This is a genomic window from Streptomyces sp. NBC_01408 (assembly GCF_026340255.1).
Lineage (GTDB): Bacteria > Actinomycetota > Actinomycetes > Streptomycetales > Streptomycetaceae > Streptomyces.
Genome location: NZ_JAPEPJ010000001.1, coordinates 2,498,661 through 2,517,012 on the forward strand (window position 1 = coordinate 2,498,661; position 18,352 = coordinate 2,517,012).

Sequence of the window (18,352 nt, forward strand, 5' to 3'; positions counted from 1 at the left end):
CCGTGCCCCTCCCCGGGCCGCGCCCGGGGGCGCCGTAGGAGAACCCGACCGGCTCAACTGATCCGGGGGGTCGGAGAGCCGCGGAAGCCTTCTTCGAGCCGCATCCGAGTGGTCGGCGACATGTCCAGCGATTCCACCTCCGATCGGGGAACCCAGCGCACCGCAAGCGATTCCGCACTGACTCTGATATCGCTGGTGAGGGGCCGGGCGCGGAAGCAGAGCGAGAACTCCTGCCGCACTTCGCCGTCCGAGAACGCGATGACATGTCCAGGGTCCGTGAAGACGCCCACCAACCCGACCACCTCGACCTGGACTCCGGTCTCTTCCAGAACCTCCCGGATCACCGTCCCGGTGATGCTCTCACCGATTTCCTGCACACCGCCCGGCATCCCCCAACGCCCGTTGTCGGATCGCCGCTCCAGCAGGATCTGACCGTCATCGTCGACAACGAAGGCCGTCACCGCAGGGACGATGCTGTTCGCTCTTGGTGCGGAGGGATCGTTGAAGTAGTCGGTGCGACTCATGCCCGCCCTTCGATCGAAACCGCCTCGCTCCAGACCCTCTCGAAACTCTGCTGGTACGTCGAGACCAGCTCGGCGCCGGCAACCCGCCTCAGGTGCAGGACAGGGGTCATGGGAGCGCTCACTCCGTAGACCTGCGTGTTGACCAGCCACTCGTCGTCCGACCGGTAAAGCGAGTTGTGCAGGGTCGACCGATGCAGGCGGAATTCGATTCCGGGAACCGAGTAGAGCGGACGGTAGAGCTTCATCACCTCCCGCACTTTGAAGGCGACCCCTTCGCCGATCTCCTCTTCCTCGCTTCGACGCTGGACCTCTTGGCTGTCGGGATCGCCGAGCAGGATGCGCGTCCGGACGCCCGAAGCCGCTTTCCGCCTGAGTAGCTGTGTCCACCGCGGGTTCTCCGCCAAGAACACGCCTGCGTGCACCAGGACGCCGATCTCGCGCTCAGCCCGCCCGAACAGCTGAAGCCAGAGGTCTGTCGGCACGTAGGAGCGGTGTGGGTAGACCTTCAGGACTTCCGCATCAGCCGCGTCCCTGCGCTGCCCGTCAGGGAGACCGTCCGGCCACAGATATGCCTCATCCTCGCGCAAGAACGCGGCGATGGTGAGGCGGTGCCGTCGGTAGGGTGCGCGGCCTTTCGTGATCCAGCGCTCTACGGTCTTCGGGTCGACCCCGACATGCCCGGCCATGGTGTCGAGGGTGATGCCAAGCGTCATCATCGCCGACCGCAGTCGTTCGTTCGCCATCCGTACCCCCAGGGACGTCCAGGGACGTGTTCGTCCTGCGGAACGCTACAGAGGACGTCCCGGGCGTCCAGCCGCGTGGTGTCCAAGTCCCCGTATGTGGACGCACTCTGATCGTGCACCAGGCGATGCGTCCAGCCGGAAGAGGGCTGGGCAGGCAGCAGGAGCCGCCTGGGCCTTACTCCACGCATACGACCCCCGGGGCGGCGACGATGATGACGCAGCTACAGGACCACGAGAACCCATTCCCTCGCGCCATTGCGCTGCCCCACCCCCTCTGGCCCGAGCCGGGCACGATAGTCCGCGCCATGGAAGCCCCTGAGCACCTGGCCGTAGGTGTTCTCGCCCGGTACGGCACCCACACGGACGCCTTCCCCGGCTACGGGTACGTACGCCCGCTCGGCGGCGGCAACGAGTGGATCGCGATGCCTGAGCACCTGCGTGCCGCACACCCGACGGAAATCAACGCCATCCGGATCCAGGAGTGGACCCAGTGACCGACCGCCCGGTCCTGGGAGGGACTGCGCGTACTGCTGCCCGCCGTGCCGCAAGATCAAGAACCTCGGCCACGGGGGCCGCATGGATGGCACCCGTGCCGGGGCAGCGGGCAGGTTCGCTTCCTTTTCCGATCGACTCCCCACTGGTGATCACGTTAGGTTGGCGTGATGTCTGAACTGCGAACCGACCGTCTTGTGCTCCGCGGGTGGCGGGACTCCGATCTTGGCCCGTGGGCGGCGATGAATGCTGATCCCGAGGTCCGCAAGTACTTTCCGGATGTGCTCACGCGTGAGCAGAGCGAGGCGTCCGCGGCTCGCTTCCAGGCCGATCTCGACCAGCGGGGCTGGGGCTGGTGGGCGGTGGAGGTGGCGGCGACCGGCGAGTTCATCGGGTTCACCGGACTGGATTCAGTCGATGAAGACACGCCTTTCACGGGTGTGGAAGCGGGCTGGCGTCTGGCCCGCTCCGCCTGGGGGCACGGCTATGCGACCGAAGCTGCCCTGGCGGCCCTGACCTTCGGCTTCGAATCCCTTGCGCTGCGGGAGATCCTGGCGTTGACGACGGCCACCAACCTCCCGTCACAGGCGGTGATGCGCCGTATCGGTATGACCCACGACCCCGCCGAGGACTACGACGACATGAGCGTGCCCGCCGGGCCGCTGCGACGGAACGTGGTGTATCGGCTCCCGGTTGGCGGACATCGGCCCGTCATGCAGTAGCTCAACGGACCTTGGCTGACTCCTCGGCTCGTGCGCGGGTGCCGATCTCACCGCAGGGCTACGCTCGACCCATGGCCGGCCGCTTCGATCCCCCGCTCACCCGTGCCGCCGTACGAGGTGGCCGCACCGACGTGCCCGCCGGCCAGGGCCAGGCATCCGGGGCCGGGGCCAAAGCCCGGGCATGGGCGCCCGGCGGCGGACCCGTCGACCTCGGCCTCACCCTCGGCCCGCTCCGGCGCGGCCCCGCCGACCCCACCTTCCGCGCCACCCCCGACGGCTCGGTCTGGCGTACCAGCCTGACCCCCCAGGGCCCCGCCACCCTCCGGGTGTCCAAGGCGGGGGAGGAGGTCCACGCCGAGGCATGGGGACCCGGCGCCGAGTGGATCCTCGAACAGCTGCCCGCGCTCCTCGGCTCCGGCGACGATCCCGCCGCCTTCGTCCCGCGCCACCGCCTCGTGCACGCCAGCCACCGCCGCCGCCCCGGCCTGCGCCTCACCCGCACCGGGCTGGTCCTGGAGTCCCTGATCCCCACGGTCCTGGAGCAGAAGGTCACCGCCGACGAGGCCTACCGCGCCTGGCGCCGCCTGGTGTGCCAGTACGGGGAGCCCGCGCCCGGTCCGCACGGCCTCGGCCTGTACGTCATGCCCTCCGCCCGCTCCTGGGCCATGATCCCGTCCTGGGACTGGCACAGGGCCGGTGTCGACGCCAAGCGTTCGGCGACCATCGTGCGGGCCGCCCGCGTGGCCCACCGCCTGGAGGAGGCGGCGGCGATGGCGCCGGAGCAGGCCGCGGCGAGGCTGGAGGCCGTCCCCGGCATCGGCCCCTGGACCTCCGCGGAGACCCTCCAGCGCAGCAACGGCGACCCCGACGCCGTGACCACCGGCGACCTGCACCTGCCGGGCATCATCGGCTACGCCCTCGCCGGGAACCGGGACGCCGACGACGCCGTCATGCTGGAGCTCCTCGCCCCGTACGCGGGCCAGCGCCACCGCGCCGCCCGCCTGGTCCTCCTCGCCGGGCACGTCCCGCCGCGCCGCACCCCCCGCATGCCGCGCACCGACATCGGGAAGCTGTGACCGCGCTCAGCGGACCTCGATGAACTCCGCGGCCGACCGCCCCGGCCGGTCCGCCGGGGCCGCCGCCGGGTGTCCCACGGCCACCGCCCCCATCGGGTCCCAGCCCTCCGGCAGGCCCAGCACCTCGCGCACCACGTCACGGCAGAACATCGTCGAGGACACCCACGCCGAGCCGAGCCGCTCCCCGGCCAGCGCGACCAGGAAGTTCTGCACGCCCGCGCCCATCGCGACCACGAACATCTCCCGCTCCGCGCCGTCGCGCCGAGCGTCCCCGTAGTGGTGCGCGCCGTCCGTCACCAGACAGGGCACCACCAGGTACGGGGCGGCCCGCAGCACCTCGCCCCGGCGCACCCGCTTGGCGACGGACTCCTCGGACTTGCCGTCCGCGCGCAGGTCCGCGATCCACGCGTCCCGCATGGCGTCCAGCAGCCGTATCCGCGAGGCCTCCGACTCCAGCAGCACGAACCGCCACGGCGTCGTGTGGTGCGGGGCCGGGGCCGTCACGGCCGCCGCCACCGCCCGGCGCACCGCGCCCGGGTCCACCGGCTCCGCCGTGAAGGCCCGTACGGTGCGGCGCTGCGTCACGGCTTCCCGTACCGCCTCCGAGGTCCCCAGCCGGAACATGTCGTCCTGCGGGGAGCGGACCAGCTCGCGCGCCGAGCCCTCGCCCAGCAGGTGGCCGAGGCCGCGTACGACGGCCACCGGCAGCCCCGCCGCCTTGCCCTTGACCAGGTCGCCCGCGGCGGCCAGTTCGTCGGCGGTCGCCACCACGGTGGCGCTCAGCGGGTTGCCGTGCGCGTCGGTGCCCCCGCGCAGGTCGTCCAGGACCCGTACGCCGGCCGAGCCGATCGCCACGTCGGTGAGCCCGGTGCGCCACGGCCGCCCGAAGGTGTCCGTGACGACCACGCCCACGTCCACGGAGAGCGCGTCGCGGATCCCCGCGCGGATCGCGGCGGCCGAGGCGTCGGGGTCCTCGGGCAGCAGCAGCACGGTGCCGGGGACGGTGTTGGAGGCGTCCACCCCGGCGGCTGCCATCACCAGGCCCTGCCGGTTCTCGACGATCCGCAGGGTGCCCCGGCGCGCGACGACCCGTACGGTCTCGGCGTCTATGGCCGCCTCGCGCGAGTCCGCCTCGACGATCCGGCCCTCCGCCTTGGAGACGATCTTCGAGGTGACCAGCAGGACGTCGCCGTCCCGCAGACCGGGGGCGGCCGTCGTGATCAGCTTCGCCAGGTCGTCCCCCGCCCTGACCTCCGGGATCCCCTCGACGGCCCGCACCTCGTACGAGGGTCCGTGCCCGGGGGATCCGTGCGCGGCGCTCACCGGGAGGCCTCGGCCAGGTCCAGCGCGGCCCGGGCCATGTCGGCGGTCGCCGCCAGGTCCGTCATCATCAGGGGCACGGCCCGGCAGGTGATCCCGGCGGCCTCCACCCCGGCCACGGCGTCCGCGTCCGCGGTGTCCACGAGCCAGCCGTCGAGCAGCTCGGTCCCGTAGTGCAGGGCGACCGCCGAGGCGGTGGACTCGACGCCCACCGCGGCCAGCACCTTGTCGGCCATGCCGCGCACGGGCGCGCCGCCGACGATGGGGGACAGGCCCACGACCGGCGCCTGGGCGGCGGCCACGGCGTCGCGGATGCCGGGCACGGCGAGGATGGTCCCCACCGAGACCACCGGGTTGGAGGGCGGGAAGAGGATCACGTCGGCCGCGGCGATGGCCTCCAGCACCCCGGGTGCGGGCTTGGCCTGCTCGGCGCCCACGGGTACGACGGCCTCCGCGTCCACCGAGGCGCGCAGCCGGACCCAGTACTCCTGGAAGTGGATGACCCGCCGCTCCCCGGTGCCCGCGTCGGTGACGGCGACATGGGTCTCGACCCGGTCGTCGGTCATGGGCAGCAGCCGGACCCCGGGCTGCCAGCGGTCGCAGAGCGCCTCGGTGACGGCGCTCAGCGGGTAGCCGGCGCCCAGCATCTGGGTCCGGACGATGTGGGTGGCGAAGTCGCGGTCGCCGAGGCCGAACCAGGTGGGTCCGACCCCGTACGCCGCGAGTTCCTCCTTGACGGTGAAGGACTCGTCGACGCGCCCCCAGCCCTGGTCCTCGTTGATGCCACCCCCGAGGGTGTACATCACCGTGTCCAGATCGGGGCACACCTTGAGCCCGAACAGGTGAATGTCGTCACCGGTGTTGCCGATGACCGTGATGTCCGCGTCGGGCACAGCCGACTTGAGTCCGCGGAGGAACCGGGCGCCGCCTATACCGCCGGCCAGAACAACGATGCGCATGCACCGAAGTCTGTCAGGCCGCGGGGCTCAGGCGGAGACGGCCTCGGGCTCGGCCTCGGAACCGGCCGGGGAGCAGCTGTGCATCGGCATCTCGGTGAGGCCGGGGAAGTACACGTGCAGGCTGACCGCTCCGTCGAGGGTGTCGTTGACGACCTCGTGGGCGTAGCCGGGGGCGAAGACGCGCTGGGAGCCGGCGCGCAGGGAGAGCCGTCCGCGGGGGCTGTGCTCGGTGAGCTCGCCGTCGAGGACGGTCATGACGCCGGAGGAGTCCCCGTGGCCGTGCGGGCCGCTGCCCTGGCCCGGGACCCAGCTGAGCAGCCAGACCTCGTAGCCGGGGCCGGTGCGCAGCCGGTGGTACCAGCGGGTGGTGGCGTCGTACTGGACCAGGTGCTCCCAGGAGGCACGGTCATCGGCGACGGAGCGGGCGAGGCCGGCGAACTCGGCGACGGTGGCCGGGTGCTCGCGGGCGGGCTGGAGGAGGTGCTGGACGGCGAGGATGTCGCCGGCGATCTGCAGGTCGCTCTCGGTGTTCGTGAGCTTCGTGAGGGGGGTGGTGGTGCTGTTCATCGTGGAGGTACCTCGACGGATGTCAGTGGTGCTGGCGGTTGCTGTGGGGGCTGGCCGGAGCTCAGCGGAGCCGTGGCTCCACGGGCATCAACAGCTGCAACAGCAACAGTGAACCTGGGCAGCGCACAGGAACCCACGAATGGGGGTCCCGGGGGTGGCTGCGGTCACTGACATGCGAACAAGGAGAACGGGTCGGGGGTCGGACTGTCAACCCAATGTCTGGTTTGGGGCAAAAGTTTCACCTCATCCGGTTGCTGTGCAGGGAGAAAGGTTTGTGCAGTCCGGGCCGGGGGATGTGCCGCGTTGGCCGGGCTCAAACCCGTCCCGCCATGTCGTGACCGGAATGTGATCTGCGCCGCTTCACCCGCTTGATCGCAACCGCACCGCAGGGTGGCACGTGGATTACAGGTGAAGACGGGATCTTGTGTCGCTCGTTGCATGTGTCACGATTTTTGGCGATATGAACACTTTCTGCATACGCTTGGTTCCGCAGAGTGAATAAGGGGCCCAATAGCAGATCTCGGCTTGACTGCTCCGGAGCCACGCACTTGTAATTTCACTCGTGTCGTTACGTAGCGATCAGTGACGGCAACACCACGGGGACGCACAGACAGAGCGAGGGGCGCACATGACCGAGCTGTTTCAGGAACTGCTGGTCGAGGAGGCGGACGAGGAGCTCGGATGGCAGGAGCGCGCTCTGTGCGCCCAGACCGACCCCGAATCCTTCTTTCCCGAGAAGGGCGGCTCCACCCGCGAGGCCAAGAAGGTCTGCCTGGCCTGTGAAGTCCGCTCCGAATGCCTTGAGTACGCCCTCGCCAACGACGAGCGATTCGGCATCTGGGGCGGCCTGTCCGAGCGCGAACGGCGCCGTCTGAAAAAGGCAGCGGTCTGAGGCTCCCGAGGCACTCCCCGCAAGCCGCCGACCGCATATCGCAGCACACATCGCAGGACCCGTCACACGATCCATCGCACGGCATATCGAGCCGCATCTCCGACGGAGCACCGGCTGGAGCAAACGGTCCGCCTCCCGCACCTTCCCCGCAGGAGGCGGACCGCTCTGCTGCCAGCCGTTAGTCTGGGCCGCCTGTCCAGCAGCCTCCGAGGGCACACCACCCCCGGACCCCCGGCCGGAGGGCCCGTACCGCGATGTCCCTGCACAGCCAGTCGACGGCCTCCCACCAGGCCCCCGCCACCCCCGAGTTCCCCCGGCACGTCGTCACCGCGGTCCTCGTCGCCCACGACGGCGCCCGCTGGCTGCCCCGGACGCTCGCCGGCCTCCTCGGCCAGGAACGCCCCGCCCAGAACCACATCGCCGCCGACACCGGCAGCGCCGACGACTCCGCGAGCCTGCTCCACCAGGCCCTCGGCGACGACCGGGTCCTCCACCTCGCCCGCCGCACCGGATTCGGCGCCGCCGTCGAGGAGGCCGCCCGCACCGCGGGCACCCTGACCCCCGAGGACCTCCCCTACCTCAAGCGCCCCAGCGGCTGGGACCCCGTCAGCCGCACCTGGCGCGACGACGCCTACGACCTACCCGAACTCCCCCACGGCGAACCCGTCCAGTGGCTCTGGCTCCTCCACGACGACAGCGCCCCCGAGCCCGACGCCCTCACCGAACTCCTGCGCGTCGCCGAGGAGAACCCCGACGCCGCCGTCATCGGCCCCAAACTGCGCGGCTGGTACGACAAGAAGCAGCTCCTCGAAGCCGGCGTCAGCATCGCCCGCAGCGGCCGCCGCTGGACCGGGCTCGACCGCCGCGAACAGGACCAGGGCCAGCACGACCAGGTCCGCCCCGTCCTGTCCGTCTCCACCGCAGGCATGCTCGTGCGCCGTGACGTCTACGACGCCCTCGGCGGCTTCGACAGACGCCTGCCCCTCATGCGCGACGACGTCGACCTCTGCTGGCGCGCACAGAGCGCCGGCCACACCGTCCTCATCGCCCCCGACGCCGTCCTGCGCCACGCCGAAGCCTCCGCCCGCGAGCGCCGCACCGTCGACTGCGCCGGACGTACGACGTCCAGCCCGCACCGCGTAGACAAGGCCGGCGCCGTCTACACGATGCTCGCCAACAGCTCCGGCCGCGCCCTGCCCTACGTCCTGCTGCGCCTGCTCCTCGGCACCGTGCTGCGCACCCTCGCCTACCTCGTGGGCAAGGCCCCCGGCCAGGCCGTCGACGAGTTCACCGGCCTCCTCGCCACCCTGCTCCGGCCCGGCCGCGTCCTCACCGCCCGCAGGGCCCGCCGCCGCCCCGCCGTCCCCGCCGCCGAACTGCGCCCCCTCTTCCCGCCGCCCGGCGCCTCGCTGCGGGCCAACGCCGAACAGCTCGCCGGATACTTCGGCGGCGACCGCGACACCGAGTCCGCCGCCGCCGGACGGCACGGCGCGGCCAGCGTCCTGACCGCGCCCGGCGAGGACGGCGACTACCCGGAGACCACCGAGCGCTTCGCGCGCCTCAAGCGGATCGCCCGCAACCCCGCGCCCGTCCTCTTCGGCCTGCTCGTGCTCGTCTCCCTCGCCGCCTGCCGCTCCCTGATCGGCGGCGGCTCCCTCATGGGCGGCGCCCTGCTCCCCGCCCCCGACAGCGGCCTCGACCTCTGGCGCGGCTACACCGACACCTGGCACGCCGTAGGCACCGGCTCCACCGCCGACGCACCCCCCTACCTCGCCGTCCTCGGCGCCCTCTCCACCCTGCTGTTCGGCTCCACCCACGCCGCCCTGACCCTGCTGCTCGTCGGCTCCGTCCCGCTCGCCGGACTCGCCGCCTACTTCGCGTCCCGGCCGCTCGTCGAATCCCGCCTGCTGCGCGCCTGGGCCGCCATCGCCTACGCCTTCCTCCCCGCCGTGACCGGAGCCCTCGCCGGCGGCCGCCTCGGCACCGCCGTCCTCGCCGTCCTGCTGCCGCTCACCGCCCGCGCCGCGGTCTCCGCCTTCGCCCTCGGTGACGGCGAAGCCCGCGGCGGCGCCAAGGGCGGCTGGCGCGCGGTGTGGACGTACACACTGCTGCTGACCCTGGCCACCGCCTTCACCCCCGTCGTCTGGCCACTGGCCGCCGTACTGGGGACCGCCGCGCTCGTCCTGCAACGCGCGCACTGGAAGACGTACGGCCCGCGGCTGCTCGCCACCCTCGCCGTGCCCCTCCTCGCGCTCGCCCCCTGGTCGCTCGGCCTGCTCACCGACCCCGGCCGCTTCCTGCGCGAAGCCGGACTGCCCTACGGAACCGGCTCCGCCACCGCCCTGGACCTGCTCGGCCTCAGCCCCGGCGGCCCGGGGACCTCCGGCGGCCTGCTGCTCGCCGGGATCGTCCTCGCGGCCCTCGCCGCCCTGCTCCGCACCGACCGGCAGTTCGCCATCCGTACCGCCTGGGCCGTCGCCCTGACCGCGCTGCCGCTGGCCGTCCTCCTCAACCGCACGGCCTGGGCGGGCCCCGCCACCCTCCTCTACGGCCTGGCCCTCCTCGCGGCCGCCGCGCTCGGCGCCGACGGGGCCAAGGAGCGGGTCGCCGCCAGCAGCTTCGGCTGGCGCCAGCCGCTCGCCGCGCTCATCGCCCTCGCCGCCGCCGCCGGCCCCGTCCTCGGCGCGGCCGGCTGGCTGCTCGCCGGCGCCGACGGCCCGCTGGAGCGGCGCGACCCCGTACAGGTCCCGGCCTTCGTCGCCGAGGCCGGCGGGGACGACAACCAGACCCGCACCCTGATCCTCGACCCCGGCTCGCCCGCCACCATCTCCTACAGCCTGGTCCGGGGCTCCGGCGGCCGCCTCGGCGCCGCGGAGACCGCCGCCCGCAGCGGCAGCGACCCCCGCCTCGACAAGGTCGTCTCCAACCTCGTCGCCGGCTCCGGAGCCGACCAGTCCAGCCAGCTCAGCGCCTACGCCATCCGCTTCGTGATGTTCCGGCCCGGCGGCCCCGAAGAGATCCGCCGGGTCCTCGACGCCACCCCCGGCCTGAGCCGGCGCCACCAGCAGGACGGCACCGCACTGTGGGGCGTCGAACCCTGGCTGCCCCGCGCCGTCATCGTCCCCGGCAAGGCGGGCGAGGCCCCCATCCCCGTCGCCTCCGGTCCCGTCGAGGCCCACGGCAAGATCCCGGCCGGCGAGGCGGGCCGCGTGCTGCGCATCGCCGACCGCGCGGCCCCCGGCTGGCAGGCCACCCTCGACGGCAAGCCCCTCGAGCCCAAGACCCTGGACGGCTGGGCGCAGGGCTTCGAACTGCCCGCCGCCGGCGGCCGCCTCGACCTCGTCCACGAGACCTCGCTGACCCGCACCGCCTGGCACTGGGCCCAGGGCCTCCTCGCCCTCGTACTGCTGGTCATGGCCCTGCCGGGCCGCCGGGCGCGGCTCGACGACGACCTGCCCGAGGAGGAGGCCGTACTGCCCTCCCAGCCCGGCCCGGGCGAGGCCGGAACGGGCCGCCGCGCCCGCCGGCTGCGCGCGGAGGCGGAGCCCGCCCCCGCCGCGCCCGTGGAGACGGCCGCGGCCGCCGACCCGTACGCGCAGATCCCGGCGCAGCCGGTGTACGGGGAGGAGGCCTACGCCTACCAGCCGCAGCCGGACCAGGGCGGCTACGCCTACGAGCAGCAGCCGGCCCAGCCCTACACGCCCGCGCCGGAGTACGAGCCGTACCCCTACCCGCAGCAGGGCGCGCCGGTGTACGACACCCCCTACCCGCAGCAGCAGCCGTACCCCTACCCGTACGAGCAGCCGTACGACCCCCACGCCCAGTACGACCCCCACCCCCAGCACGACGTGCGTCCGGACGGGAGCCCCCAGCAGTGAAGCAGCGCGCACCTCTGACGCTGGCGGCCGTGGCCGCGGCCCTCGCCGCGGTCACCGGCATCGCCTCCCTCACCGCTCCCGCCGCCGAGGGGAAGGCCGCCGAAGGCAAGGCGGCGGCCGCCGCCGCCCGGATGCCGGTGGAGCGGTCCCTGCTGGTGTGCCCCGCGCCCAGCACCTCGGACATCGCGGACACCACGTACACGGCGTTCACCCCGGGCGCGGCCGGATCCGCCGAGGGCAAGGGCGCGGCCCGGCTGCTCGGCGCGAACAAGGACGCCAAGCCGGTGCTGGAGCTCAAGGAGGTCGGCAAGCCCGCGGGGGCCACCGCCACCGGGGCCGACGCGCCCGCGCTGACCGGCAGCGCCGAGGGCGTCCTCGCCCCCGGCTGGACCGCGCAGCTGACCACCAAGGTCTCGGTCGGCCGCGCGCGCGGCGTCCTCGGGACCGGCTGCACCGCACCGGGCACCGACTTCTGGTTCCCCGGGGTGAGCACGGCCAAGGGCCGCGAGGACTACGTCCACCTCACCAACCCGGACGACGCCGCGGCCGTCGTCGACATCAGGCTCTTCGGCCCCGACGGGCTGGCCAAGCCCGACCAGGGCACCAGCGAGAACATCCGGATCGACCCGAAGTCCACCAAGTCCGTCCTGCTCTCCTCCCTCGCCCCCGGAGCCCAGCTCGCGGACGCCACCGCCCACGTGACGACCCGTGCGGGCCGCGTCGGCGCCTCGGTGCAGGTCGCCGAGGAGGGGGTGGGCGCCGACTGGCTGGCGGCCTCCACCGACCCGGCGGGCTCGCTGGTGCTCCCGGGCATCCCGGCGGACGCCGCCTCCGTACGGCTGGTCGTCTTCGCGCCCGGCGAGGAGGACGCCGACCTGAAGCTCCGGCTGGCCGGACCGAACGGCGCCATCAGCCCGGCGGGCAACGAACAGCTGCACGTCAAGGCCGGCATGACGGCGAGCGTGGACCTCAAGGACCTGACCCGCGGCGAGGCGGGCTCCCTCCTGCTGGCCCCGGCGGACGCCGGCAAGGCCGCACCCGTGGTCGCGGCGGTACGCGTGGTCCGCGGCAGCGGCGCCAAGCAGGAGCTGGGCTTCGTCCAGGCGACCGGGCCGGTGGGCGCGCGGGCGACCGTGGCCGACAACCGGACCGAGGAGAAGGCGACCCTGCTCTCGCTGACGGTGCCCGGCACGGCCGACGCGAAGGTCAAGGTGACGGCCTCGCCGACCACCGGCGGAGGTGAGCCCGCCTCCCAGGAGGTCGTGGTCAAGGCGGGCACGACACAGCCCGTGTCACTGGCCCCGGCGGGCGGAAAGGGCTCCTACGCCCTCACCGTCGAAACCCTCTCGGGCGGCCCGGTCCACGCGGCCCGCACCCTGTCCCTCCCGCACGAGGACATCGCGATGTTCACGGTCCAGACCCTGTCCGACGACCACTCCACGGTCTCGGTCCCGAGGGCCACGGAAGACCTCTCGGTGCTGACGGGGTAGTTCAGCCTCGCCCGGGGGTCCCCCCGACGGAGTCTGGGGGAGTTTGAGGCGCGGGGGCTCGGGGGCAGAGCCCCCGCAACGGCGCCGCACCTTACGACGCCGGCGCAGCCAAAACGGGTTCAGTCCTGCCCGTAACGCGGATCAACCGTCTCCGGCGAGAGCCCCAGCAGCTCCGCCACCTGCTCGACCACGATCTCGTGCACCAGCAGCGCTTTCTCGTCGCGCGTCTTCGTACGGATGTCCACCGGCCGCCGGAACACCACGATCCGGGCGGGCCGCCCCTCGCGGGACTCGTACAGGGCGCCCAGCGGCACCGCCTCGTCGTTCCAGCCGGCGTCCGGGCCGCCCGGCGGGCCCGGGACGTCCCCGATCAGGAACTCCACCTCGGCCAGCTGCGGCCAGCGCCGTTCCAGCCGCTCCACGGAGTCCCGTACGAGGTCCCCGAACAGCTCCGCCCGGCTCGCCGACAGCGGCACCTGCGGCGGCGCCACCGGCCCGCGCATCCCGCGCCCGTGCCGGTCCCGCCGACGCGGGCGCGGCTCGGCGGGGGCCCCGGTCGGGGGCTGGGCGGGACGGGGCGGCAGCGGGCTGTCGGTCACCCCCGCAGGGTAGCTCTCGGCACGACACGGGGGAGTGAGCGGTGGGAGCGTCGTCGCGGCCCGGTCAAGAGTGCGGTACCGTCCAACGTCGTGAGCCTTGTACGTCGTTGTTCGCGCACCGCGTGCGGCCGCCCTGCCGTCGCGACGCTGACGTACGTCTACGCCGATTCGACCGCAGTCCTCGGCCCGCTCGCCACCTATGCCGAACCCCACTGCTACGACCTGTGCGCCGAGCACTCGGAGCGCCTGACCGCCCCGCGCGGCTGGGACGTCGTCCGGCTGTCCGACGGCTCGGCGCCGTCCCGCCCCAGCGGCGACGACCTCGAAGCCCTCGCCAACGCCGTGCGCGAGGCCGCCCGTCCGCCCGAGCGCGCGGTGGAGCCCGGCGGCCGCGGCGGCCCGGTGACCGGCGAGACCCGCCGCGGACACCTGCGCGTCCTGCGTTCGCCGGACTCCTGACGCTCAGATCGTCTGAAAACCTGCTCCGCGTTCAAGGTAGGTTTGCTGTCCGCACAGGACCTTCAGGAGGGCAGGCAGTGGCCGCAGATCTTTCGAACATCGTCAAGGCGTACGACGTGCGTGGCGTCGTACCGGACGAGTGGGACGAGCCCCTGGCCGAACTCTTCGGTGCCGCGTTCGTCGAGGTCACCGGCGCCACGGCGATCGTGGTCGGCCACGACATGCGCCCCTCCTCGCCCGGCCTGTCCAGCGCCTTCGCCCGCGGCGCGTCCGCCCGGGGCGTGGACGTCACCCTGATCGGCCTGTGCTCCACCGACCAGCTGTACTACGCCTCGGGCTCCATGAACCTGCCCGGTGCGATGTTCACCGCCTCGCACAACCCCGCCCAGTACAACGGCATCAAGATGTGCCGGGCCGGCGCCGCCCCCGTGGGCCAGGACACCGGCCTCGGGCAGATCCGCGAGCTCGCCGAGAAGTGGAGCGACGAGGGCGCGCCCGCGATCGCCCCCGGCACCGTCCCCGGCACCGTCACCGAGCAGGACACCCTGACCGGCTACGCCGCGCACCTCAAGGGCCTGGTCGACCTCACTGTCATCCGTCCGCTCAAGGTCGTCGTCGACGCGGGCAACGGCATGGGCGGCCACACCGTGCCCACCGTCTTCGAGGGCCTGCCGCTGGACCTCGTCCCCATGTACTTCGAGCTGGACGGGACCTTCCCCAACCACGAGGCCAACCCCCTCGACCCGAAGAACATCGTGGACCTCCAGGCCCGCGTGCTCGCCGAGGGCGCCGACCTCGGCATCGCCTTCGACGGCGACGCCGACCGCTGCTTCATCGTCGACGAGCGCGGCGAGGGCGTCTCCCCGTCCGCCGTCACCGCCCTGGTCGCGGCCCGCGAGCTGGACCGCAACGGCAACACCGGCACCGTGATCCACAACCTGATCACCTCCTGGTCGGTCCCCGAGGTCGTCCGCGAGCACGGCGGCAGCCCGGTACGGACCCGCGTCGGCCACTCCTTCATCAAGGAGGAGATGGCCAAGACGGGAGCGATCTTCGGCGGCGAGCACTCGGCGCACTACTACTTCAAGGACTTCTGGAACGCGGACACCGGCATGCTCGCCGCGCTCCACGTGCTGGCGGCCCTCGGCGGCCAGGACGGCCCCCTGTCGGACCTGGTGTCCTCCTACGACCGCTACGCGGGCTCCGGCGAGATCAACTCGACCGTCGCCGACCAGGCCGCCCGGCTCGCCGCCGTCAAGGAGACGTACGGTGCCCACGGCGACCTCACCCTGGACGAGCTGGACGGCCTGACCGTCACCGCCGCCGACTGGTGGTTCAACGTCCGCGCCTCCAACACCGAACCGCTCCTGCGCCTGAACGTCGAGGCCCGCGACACCGCCACCCTCGCCAAGGTCCGCGACGAGGTCCTCGCCCTCATCCGCGCCTGAGCCGACGCCGGGCGGGGCCGCACCTCCAGCCCCGCCCATCCAGGCCCGCCGCCGCTTGAGGCGCGGCTCCGGGCAGAGCCCCGGTACCCGCACCTCCAGCCCGGCCGGCGTTTGAGGCGCGGCTCCGGGCAGAGCCCCGGTACCCGCACCTCCAGCCCGGCCGGCGTTTGAGGCGCGGCTCCGGGCAGAGCCCCGGTACCCGCACCTCCAGCCCGGCCGGCGTTTGAGGCGCGGCTCCGGGCAGAGCCCCGGTACCCGCACCTCCAGCCCGGCCGGCGTTTGAGGCGCGGCTCCGGGCAGAGCCCCGGTACCCGCACCTCCAGCCCCGCCGGCGTTTGAGGCGCGGCTCCGGGCAGAGCCCGGTGCCCGGCGGAGCCGGGGTCTCCCGGGGCGCAGCCCCGGGACTCCGCACCGCACCGGAGGTGACCCGGCGCCGCACCCGCCCGACGGCGGAGCAACGCGGACACCTTCGGACCGCACCGGAGGTGACTCGGCGGTACGCTGACCTCGCCCAAACCGCATGTTCGAAGGGAACCGCCCCATGCCGCTCGAAGCCGGTCTTCTGGAGATCCTCGCCTGCCCCGCCTGCCACTCGCCCCTTGAGGACAAGTCGGCCGACGAGACGGCTCCCGAGCTGATCTGCACCGGCCAGGACTGCGGACTCGCCTACCCGGTCCGCGACGGCATCCCCGTGCTCCTCGTGGACGAGGCCCGCCGCCCCGCCTGAACCCCCCGGGCCCGCGTCCGGGCCGGCACCGCCCCGGACGCGCAGACTGGTTCCGTCACACAACAGCCGGAGGCCGCCATGCTCGACGAGTCGCTCCTCGACGCACCGGAGGCGCTCGCCCGCGCCGACCGCCGCGGCCTGCTCCGCGGCGCCGCCGAGGCCGGCGCCAGGGTCCGTACCGCAGCCCGGCACGCGGCCGAGGCGGGCCTCGCGGACCTGCACCCCGACGGCCGCCCCCGTGCCGTCCTCATCGCGGGGCCCGGCACCGCCGCCACCGGCGTCGCCGACCTGCTCGGCGCCCTCGCCGGCGCCTCCGCCCCCGTCATCCGGCTGGACCCCGCCGGCGTCGCGCACGCCGCCGGCGCCCTGCGCTGGGCACTGCCCGGCTGGGTCGGCCCGGTCGACCTGCTGCTCCTGGCCACCACCGACGGCACCGAGCCCGGGCTCGCCGTCCTCGCCGAGCAGGCCTACCGGCGAGGCTGCAACGTCGTCGCCGTCGCCCCCGAGCGCTCACCGCTGAGCGAGGCCGTGGACGGGGCGCACGGGCTCCTCGTACCGATGGCCAAGGCCCCGTACCAGGAGTACGACGAGTCCGCCGCGGCCGGACCCGGCGCGCTGTGGGCCCTGCTGACACCGCTGCTGGTGCTCCTCGACAAGGTCGGCCTGATCACCGCCGACCCCGCCGCCCTCCAGCTCGTCGCCGACCGGCTCGACCGCACCGCCGAACGCTGCGGGCCCGCCATCGCCACCTACTCCAACCCGGCCAAGACCCTCGCCGCCGAGCTCGCCGACTCCCTCCCGCTCATCTGGAGCGAGGGCGTCGGCGCCGGACCCGCGGGCCGCCGCTTCGCCGCGACCCTGGCCGAGCTCGCCGGGCGCCCCGCGCTCGCCGCCGTCCTGCCCGAGGCCCTCCCCGCCCACGGCGTCCTGCTCGCGGGGGCCTTCGCCGCCGGAGCCGATCCCGAAGACTTCTTCCGCGACCGGGTCGACGAGCCCCAGGCCCTGCGCGCCCGCATCGTCCTGCTGCGTGACCGGCCGGCAGGCGGCCTCAGCGCCGCCCCCGCCGCACGCGAGCTCGCCCTCAGCCACGACACGGCCATCAGCGAGCTCGAACCGGAGGAGGGCGTCGAGCTGGAACAGCTCGCCGAGCTCCTCGCCGTCACGGATTTCGCCACCGCCTACCTGGCGTTGGCTTCCGGGGGACACAGCTGAGGCACACTTCTCCTGCCCGGCTCTATCCAGGAAGACGACGATGGACCGCCTGACCAACACGATCCGCCCCTACGCCTGGGGATCCACCACCGCGATCCCCACGCTCCTCGGCATTGAACCCACCGGTGAGCCCCAGGCCGAGATGTGGATGGGCGCCCACCCCGGCGCCCCCTCCCGGCTCGACCGCGGCTCCGGCGAGACCACCCTGTCCGAGGTCATCTCCGCCGACCCCGAGGCCGAACTCGGCGCGGCCGCCGTCACCAAGTTCGGCCCCCGGCTGCCCTTCCTCCTCAAGATCCTCGCCGCCGGCGCCCCGCTCTCCCTCCAGGTCCACCCCGACCTGGAACAGGCGAAGGCCGGCTACGCGGACGAGGAGCGCCGCGGGGTCCCCGTGGACGCGGGCCACCGCAACTACAAGGACCCCAACCACAAGCCCGAGATGATCTGCGCGCTCACCCCGTTCGACGGGCTGTGCGGCTTCCGCGCCCCGCACGAGGCCGCCGACCTCCTCGAAGGCCTCGGCGTCGACTCCCTCAAGCCGTACGCCGACCTGCTGCGGGCCCACCCCGAGGACGCCGCGCTGCGCGAGGTGCTGACGGCCGTACTCACCGCCGACCGCGAGCAGATGGCCACCACCGTCGCCGAGGCCGCGGCCGCCGCCGAACGCCTGGGCGGCCCGTACAAGGCGTACGCCACCCTGGTCCACGACTACCCGGGCGACCCCGGGGTCATCGCGGCCATGCTGCTCAACCACGTCCAACTCCAGCCCGGAGAGGCGATGTTCCTCGGCGCGGGCGTCCCGCACGCCTACATCGAGGGCCTCGGCGTCGAGCTGCTGGCCAACTCCGACAACGTGCTGCGCGCCGGGCTCACCCCCAAACACGTGGACGTACCGGAACTGCTCAAGATCGTGAAGTTCGAGTCGGGCGACCCGAAGGTGCTGCGCCCCGAGGGCGACGCCGAAGAGGTCTACGAGAACCCCATCGACGAATTCCGGCTCTCCCGCTTCCTCCTCGCACCGGGCGGCGCCTCCCGCACCCTCCCCGGCGGCGCCCCGCAGATCCTGCTCTGCACGGCGGGCTCCGTGAAGGCCGGCGAACTGGCCCTGGCCCCAGGCGAGTCCGTCTTCGTACCGGCGGGCGAAGCAGTCGAACTGTCGGGAACCGGTACCGTCTTCCGCGCCACCGTGGTGGTCTGACGTAGCCTCCGTCCCGGCGGCTGCAACAATGTGCGGCCGGTAGGTC

General features: G+C 73.3%; 17 protein-coding genes. 11 read left to right on the forward strand and 6 right to left on the reverse strand.

The features are described 5' to 3' along the window. Window positions 1-53: 53 nt before the first annotated feature. Complete coding sequence (locus OG447_RS11385; protein ID WP_266936370.1) at window positions 54-524, reverse strand: NUDIX domain-containing protein; 471 nt, start codon at window positions 522-524, stop codon at window positions 54-56. Next, a complete protein-coding gene (locus tag OG447_RS11390; RefSeq protein WP_266936371.1) occupies window positions 521-1,267 on the reverse strand; it encodes an XRE family transcriptional regulator in 747 nt (248 codons plus the stop codon). Before OG447_RS11390 ends, OG447_RS11385 begins: the two co-directional genes overlap by 4 nt. A 305-nt stretch (window positions 1,268-1,572) precedes the next feature. Between OG447_RS11390 and OG447_RS11395 the strand changes: the two genes are divergently transcribed. The 3 genes from OG447_RS11395 to OG447_RS11405 all read left to right on the forward strand — a co-directional run bounded on the left by OG447_RS11395 (window position 1,573) and on the right by OG447_RS11405 (window position 3,557). Then, window positions 1,573-1,761, forward strand: coding sequence for a hypothetical protein (locus OG447_RS11395; RefSeq protein ID WP_266936372.1), 189 nt, complete (start codon window positions 1,573-1,575; stop codon window positions 1,759-1,761). A gap of 168 nt (window positions 1,762-1,929) precedes the next feature. Then, window positions 1,930-2,481 carry a GNAT family N-acetyltransferase gene (locus tag OG447_RS11400; protein WP_266936373.1) on the forward strand — a complete coding sequence of 184 codons (552 nt, stop codon included), beginning with the start codon at window positions 1,930-1,932 and terminating at the stop codon, window positions 2,479-2,481. A gap of 71 nt (window positions 2,482-2,552) precedes the next feature. Next, window positions 2,553-3,557 carry a DNA-3-methyladenine glycosylase gene (locus tag OG447_RS11405; RefSeq protein ID WP_266936374.1) on the forward strand — a complete coding sequence of 335 codons (1,005 nt, stop codon included), beginning with the start codon at window positions 2,553-2,555 and terminating at the stop codon, window positions 3,555-3,557. Between the two features lie 6 nt (window positions 3,558-3,563). Here OG447_RS11405 and OG447_RS11410 read toward each other — a convergent pair whose 3' ends face one another. The 3 genes from OG447_RS11410 to OG447_RS11420 are packed head-to-tail and all read right to left on the reverse strand — an operon-like array spanning window position 3,564 to window position 6,403. Next, window positions 3,564-4,880: a coenzyme F420-0:L-glutamate ligase gene (locus OG447_RS11410; protein ID WP_266936375.1), complete on the reverse strand. Its 1,317-nt coding sequence runs from the start codon at window positions 4,878-4,880 to the stop codon at window positions 3,564-3,566. Next, window positions 4,877-5,836: a 2-phospho-L-lactate transferase gene (gene cofD / locus OG447_RS11415; protein ID WP_266936376.1), complete on the reverse strand. Its 960-nt coding sequence runs from the start codon at window positions 5,834-5,836 to the stop codon at window positions 4,877-4,879. The genes OG447_RS11410 and cofD overlap by 4 nt, the downstream gene beginning before the upstream one ends. A gap of 27 nt (window positions 5,837-5,863) precedes the next feature. Continuing rightward, window positions 5,864-6,403 (reverse strand): cysteine dioxygenase family protein, encoded by a 540-nt coding sequence (locus tag OG447_RS11420; RefSeq protein WP_266936377.1) that lies wholly within the window; start codon window positions 6,401-6,403, stop codon window positions 5,864-5,866. A gap of 628 nt (window positions 6,404-7,031) precedes the next feature. Here OG447_RS11420 and OG447_RS11425 point away from each other — a divergent pair. The 3 genes from OG447_RS11425 (at window position 7,032) to OG447_RS11435 (ending at window position 12,663) form a co-directional block, all read left to right on the forward strand. Continuing rightward, on the forward strand, window positions 7,032-7,295 hold the full coding sequence (locus OG447_RS11425) for a WhiB family transcriptional regulator (RefSeq protein WP_003983763.1): 264 nt from the start codon (window positions 7,032-7,034) through the stop codon (window positions 7,293-7,295). Between the two features lie 254 nt (window positions 7,296-7,549). Next, window positions 7,550-11,173 (forward strand): glycosyltransferase family 2 protein, encoded by a 3,624-nt coding sequence (locus OG447_RS11430; protein ID WP_266936378.1) that lies wholly within the window; start codon window positions 7,550-7,552, stop codon window positions 11,171-11,173. Next, complete coding sequence (locus OG447_RS11435) at window positions 11,170-12,663, forward strand: DUF5719 family protein (RefSeq protein ID WP_266936379.1); 1,494 nt, start codon at window positions 11,170-11,172, stop codon at window positions 12,661-12,663. The genes OG447_RS11430 and OG447_RS11435 overlap by 4 nt, the downstream gene beginning before the upstream one ends. 119 nt (window positions 12,664-12,782) lie before the next feature. On the opposite strand, the gene OG447_RS11440 is transcribed toward OG447_RS11435, so the two are convergent. Next, entirely contained in the window at window positions 12,783-13,166 is a 384-nt protein-coding gene (locus OG447_RS11440; protein ID WP_266938836.1) for a metallopeptidase family protein, read from the reverse strand. A gap of 186 nt (window positions 13,167-13,352) precedes the next feature. Here OG447_RS11440 and OG447_RS11445 point away from each other — a divergent pair, with 186 nt between their 5' ends. From OG447_RS11445 to manA, 5 genes are all read left to right on the forward strand, one after another. After that, window positions 13,353-13,721 (forward strand): DUF3499 domain-containing protein, encoded by a 369-nt coding sequence (locus OG447_RS11445; protein WP_266936380.1) that lies wholly within the window; start codon window positions 13,353-13,355, stop codon window positions 13,719-13,721. A 77-nt stretch (window positions 13,722-13,798) separates the two neighbouring features. Continuing rightward, window positions 13,799-15,169: a phosphomannomutase/phosphoglucomutase gene (locus tag OG447_RS11450; RefSeq protein ID WP_266936381.1), complete on the forward strand. Its 1,371-nt coding sequence runs from the start codon at window positions 13,799-13,801 to the stop codon at window positions 15,167-15,169. A gap of 541 nt (window positions 15,170-15,710) precedes the next feature. Then, window positions 15,711-15,896 (forward strand): Trm112 family protein, encoded by a 186-nt coding sequence (locus OG447_RS11455; protein WP_037797711.1) that lies wholly within the window; start codon window positions 15,711-15,713, stop codon window positions 15,894-15,896. A 78-nt stretch (window positions 15,897-15,974) separates the two neighbouring features. After that, on the forward strand, window positions 15,975-17,108 hold the full coding sequence (locus OG447_RS11460) for an SIS domain-containing protein (RefSeq protein ID WP_266936382.1): 1,134 nt from the start codon (window positions 15,975-15,977) through the stop codon (window positions 17,106-17,108). Window positions 17,109-17,148: 40 nt separating this feature from the next. Continuing rightward, entirely contained in the window at window positions 17,149-18,306 is a 1,158-nt protein-coding gene (gene manA, locus OG447_RS11465; RefSeq protein ID WP_266936383.1) for a mannose-6-phosphate isomerase, class I, read from the forward strand. Window positions 18,307-18,352 lie beyond the last annotated feature (46 nt).

Coding starts and splice junctions, on each gene's coding strand:
- OG447_RS11385 (WP_266936370.1), bottom strand. CDS start 524: ATGAGTCGCACCGACTACTTCAACGATCCCTCCGCACCAAGAGCGAAC.
- OG447_RS11390 (WP_266936371.1), bottom strand. CDS start 1,267: ATGGCGAACGAACGACTGCGGTCGGCGATGATGACGCTTGGCATCACC.
- OG447_RS11395 (WP_266936372.1), top strand. CDS start 1,573: ATGGAAGCCCCTGAGCACCTGGCCGTAGGTGTTCTCGCCCGGTACGGC.
- OG447_RS11400 (WP_266936373.1), top strand. CDS start 1,930: ATGTCTGAACTGCGAACCGACCGTCTTGTGCTCCGCGGGTGGCGGGAC.
- OG447_RS11405 (WP_266936374.1), top strand. CDS start 2,553: ATGGCCGGCCGCTTCGATCCCCCGCTCACCCGTGCCGCCGTACGAGGT.
- cofD (WP_266936376.1), bottom strand. CDS start 5,836: ATGCGCATCGTTGTTCTGGCCGGCGGTATAGGCGGCGCCCGGTTCCTC.
- OG447_RS11420 (WP_266936377.1), bottom strand. CDS start 6,403: ATGAACAGCACCACCACCCCCCTCACGAAGCTCACGAACACCGAGAGC.
- OG447_RS11425 (WP_003983763.1), top strand. CDS start 7,032: ATGACCGAGCTGTTTCAGGAACTGCTGGTCGAGGAGGCGGACGAGGAG.
- OG447_RS11430 (WP_266936378.1), top strand. CDS start 7,550: ATGTCCCTGCACAGCCAGTCGACGGCCTCCCACCAGGCCCCCGCCACC.
- OG447_RS11440 (WP_266938836.1), bottom strand. CDS start 13,166: ATGCGCGGGCCGGTGGCGCCGCCGCAGGTGCCGCTGTCGGCGAGCCGG.
- OG447_RS11455 (WP_037797711.1), top strand. CDS start 15,711: ATGCCGCTCGAAGCCGGTCTTCTGGAGATCCTCGCCTGCCCCGCCTGC.
- OG447_RS11460 (WP_266936382.1), top strand. CDS start 15,975: ATGCTCGACGAGTCGCTCCTCGACGCACCGGAGGCGCTCGCCCGCGCC.
- manA (WP_266936383.1), top strand. CDS start 17,149: ATGGACCGCCTGACCAACACGATCCGCCCCTACGCCTGGGGATCCACC.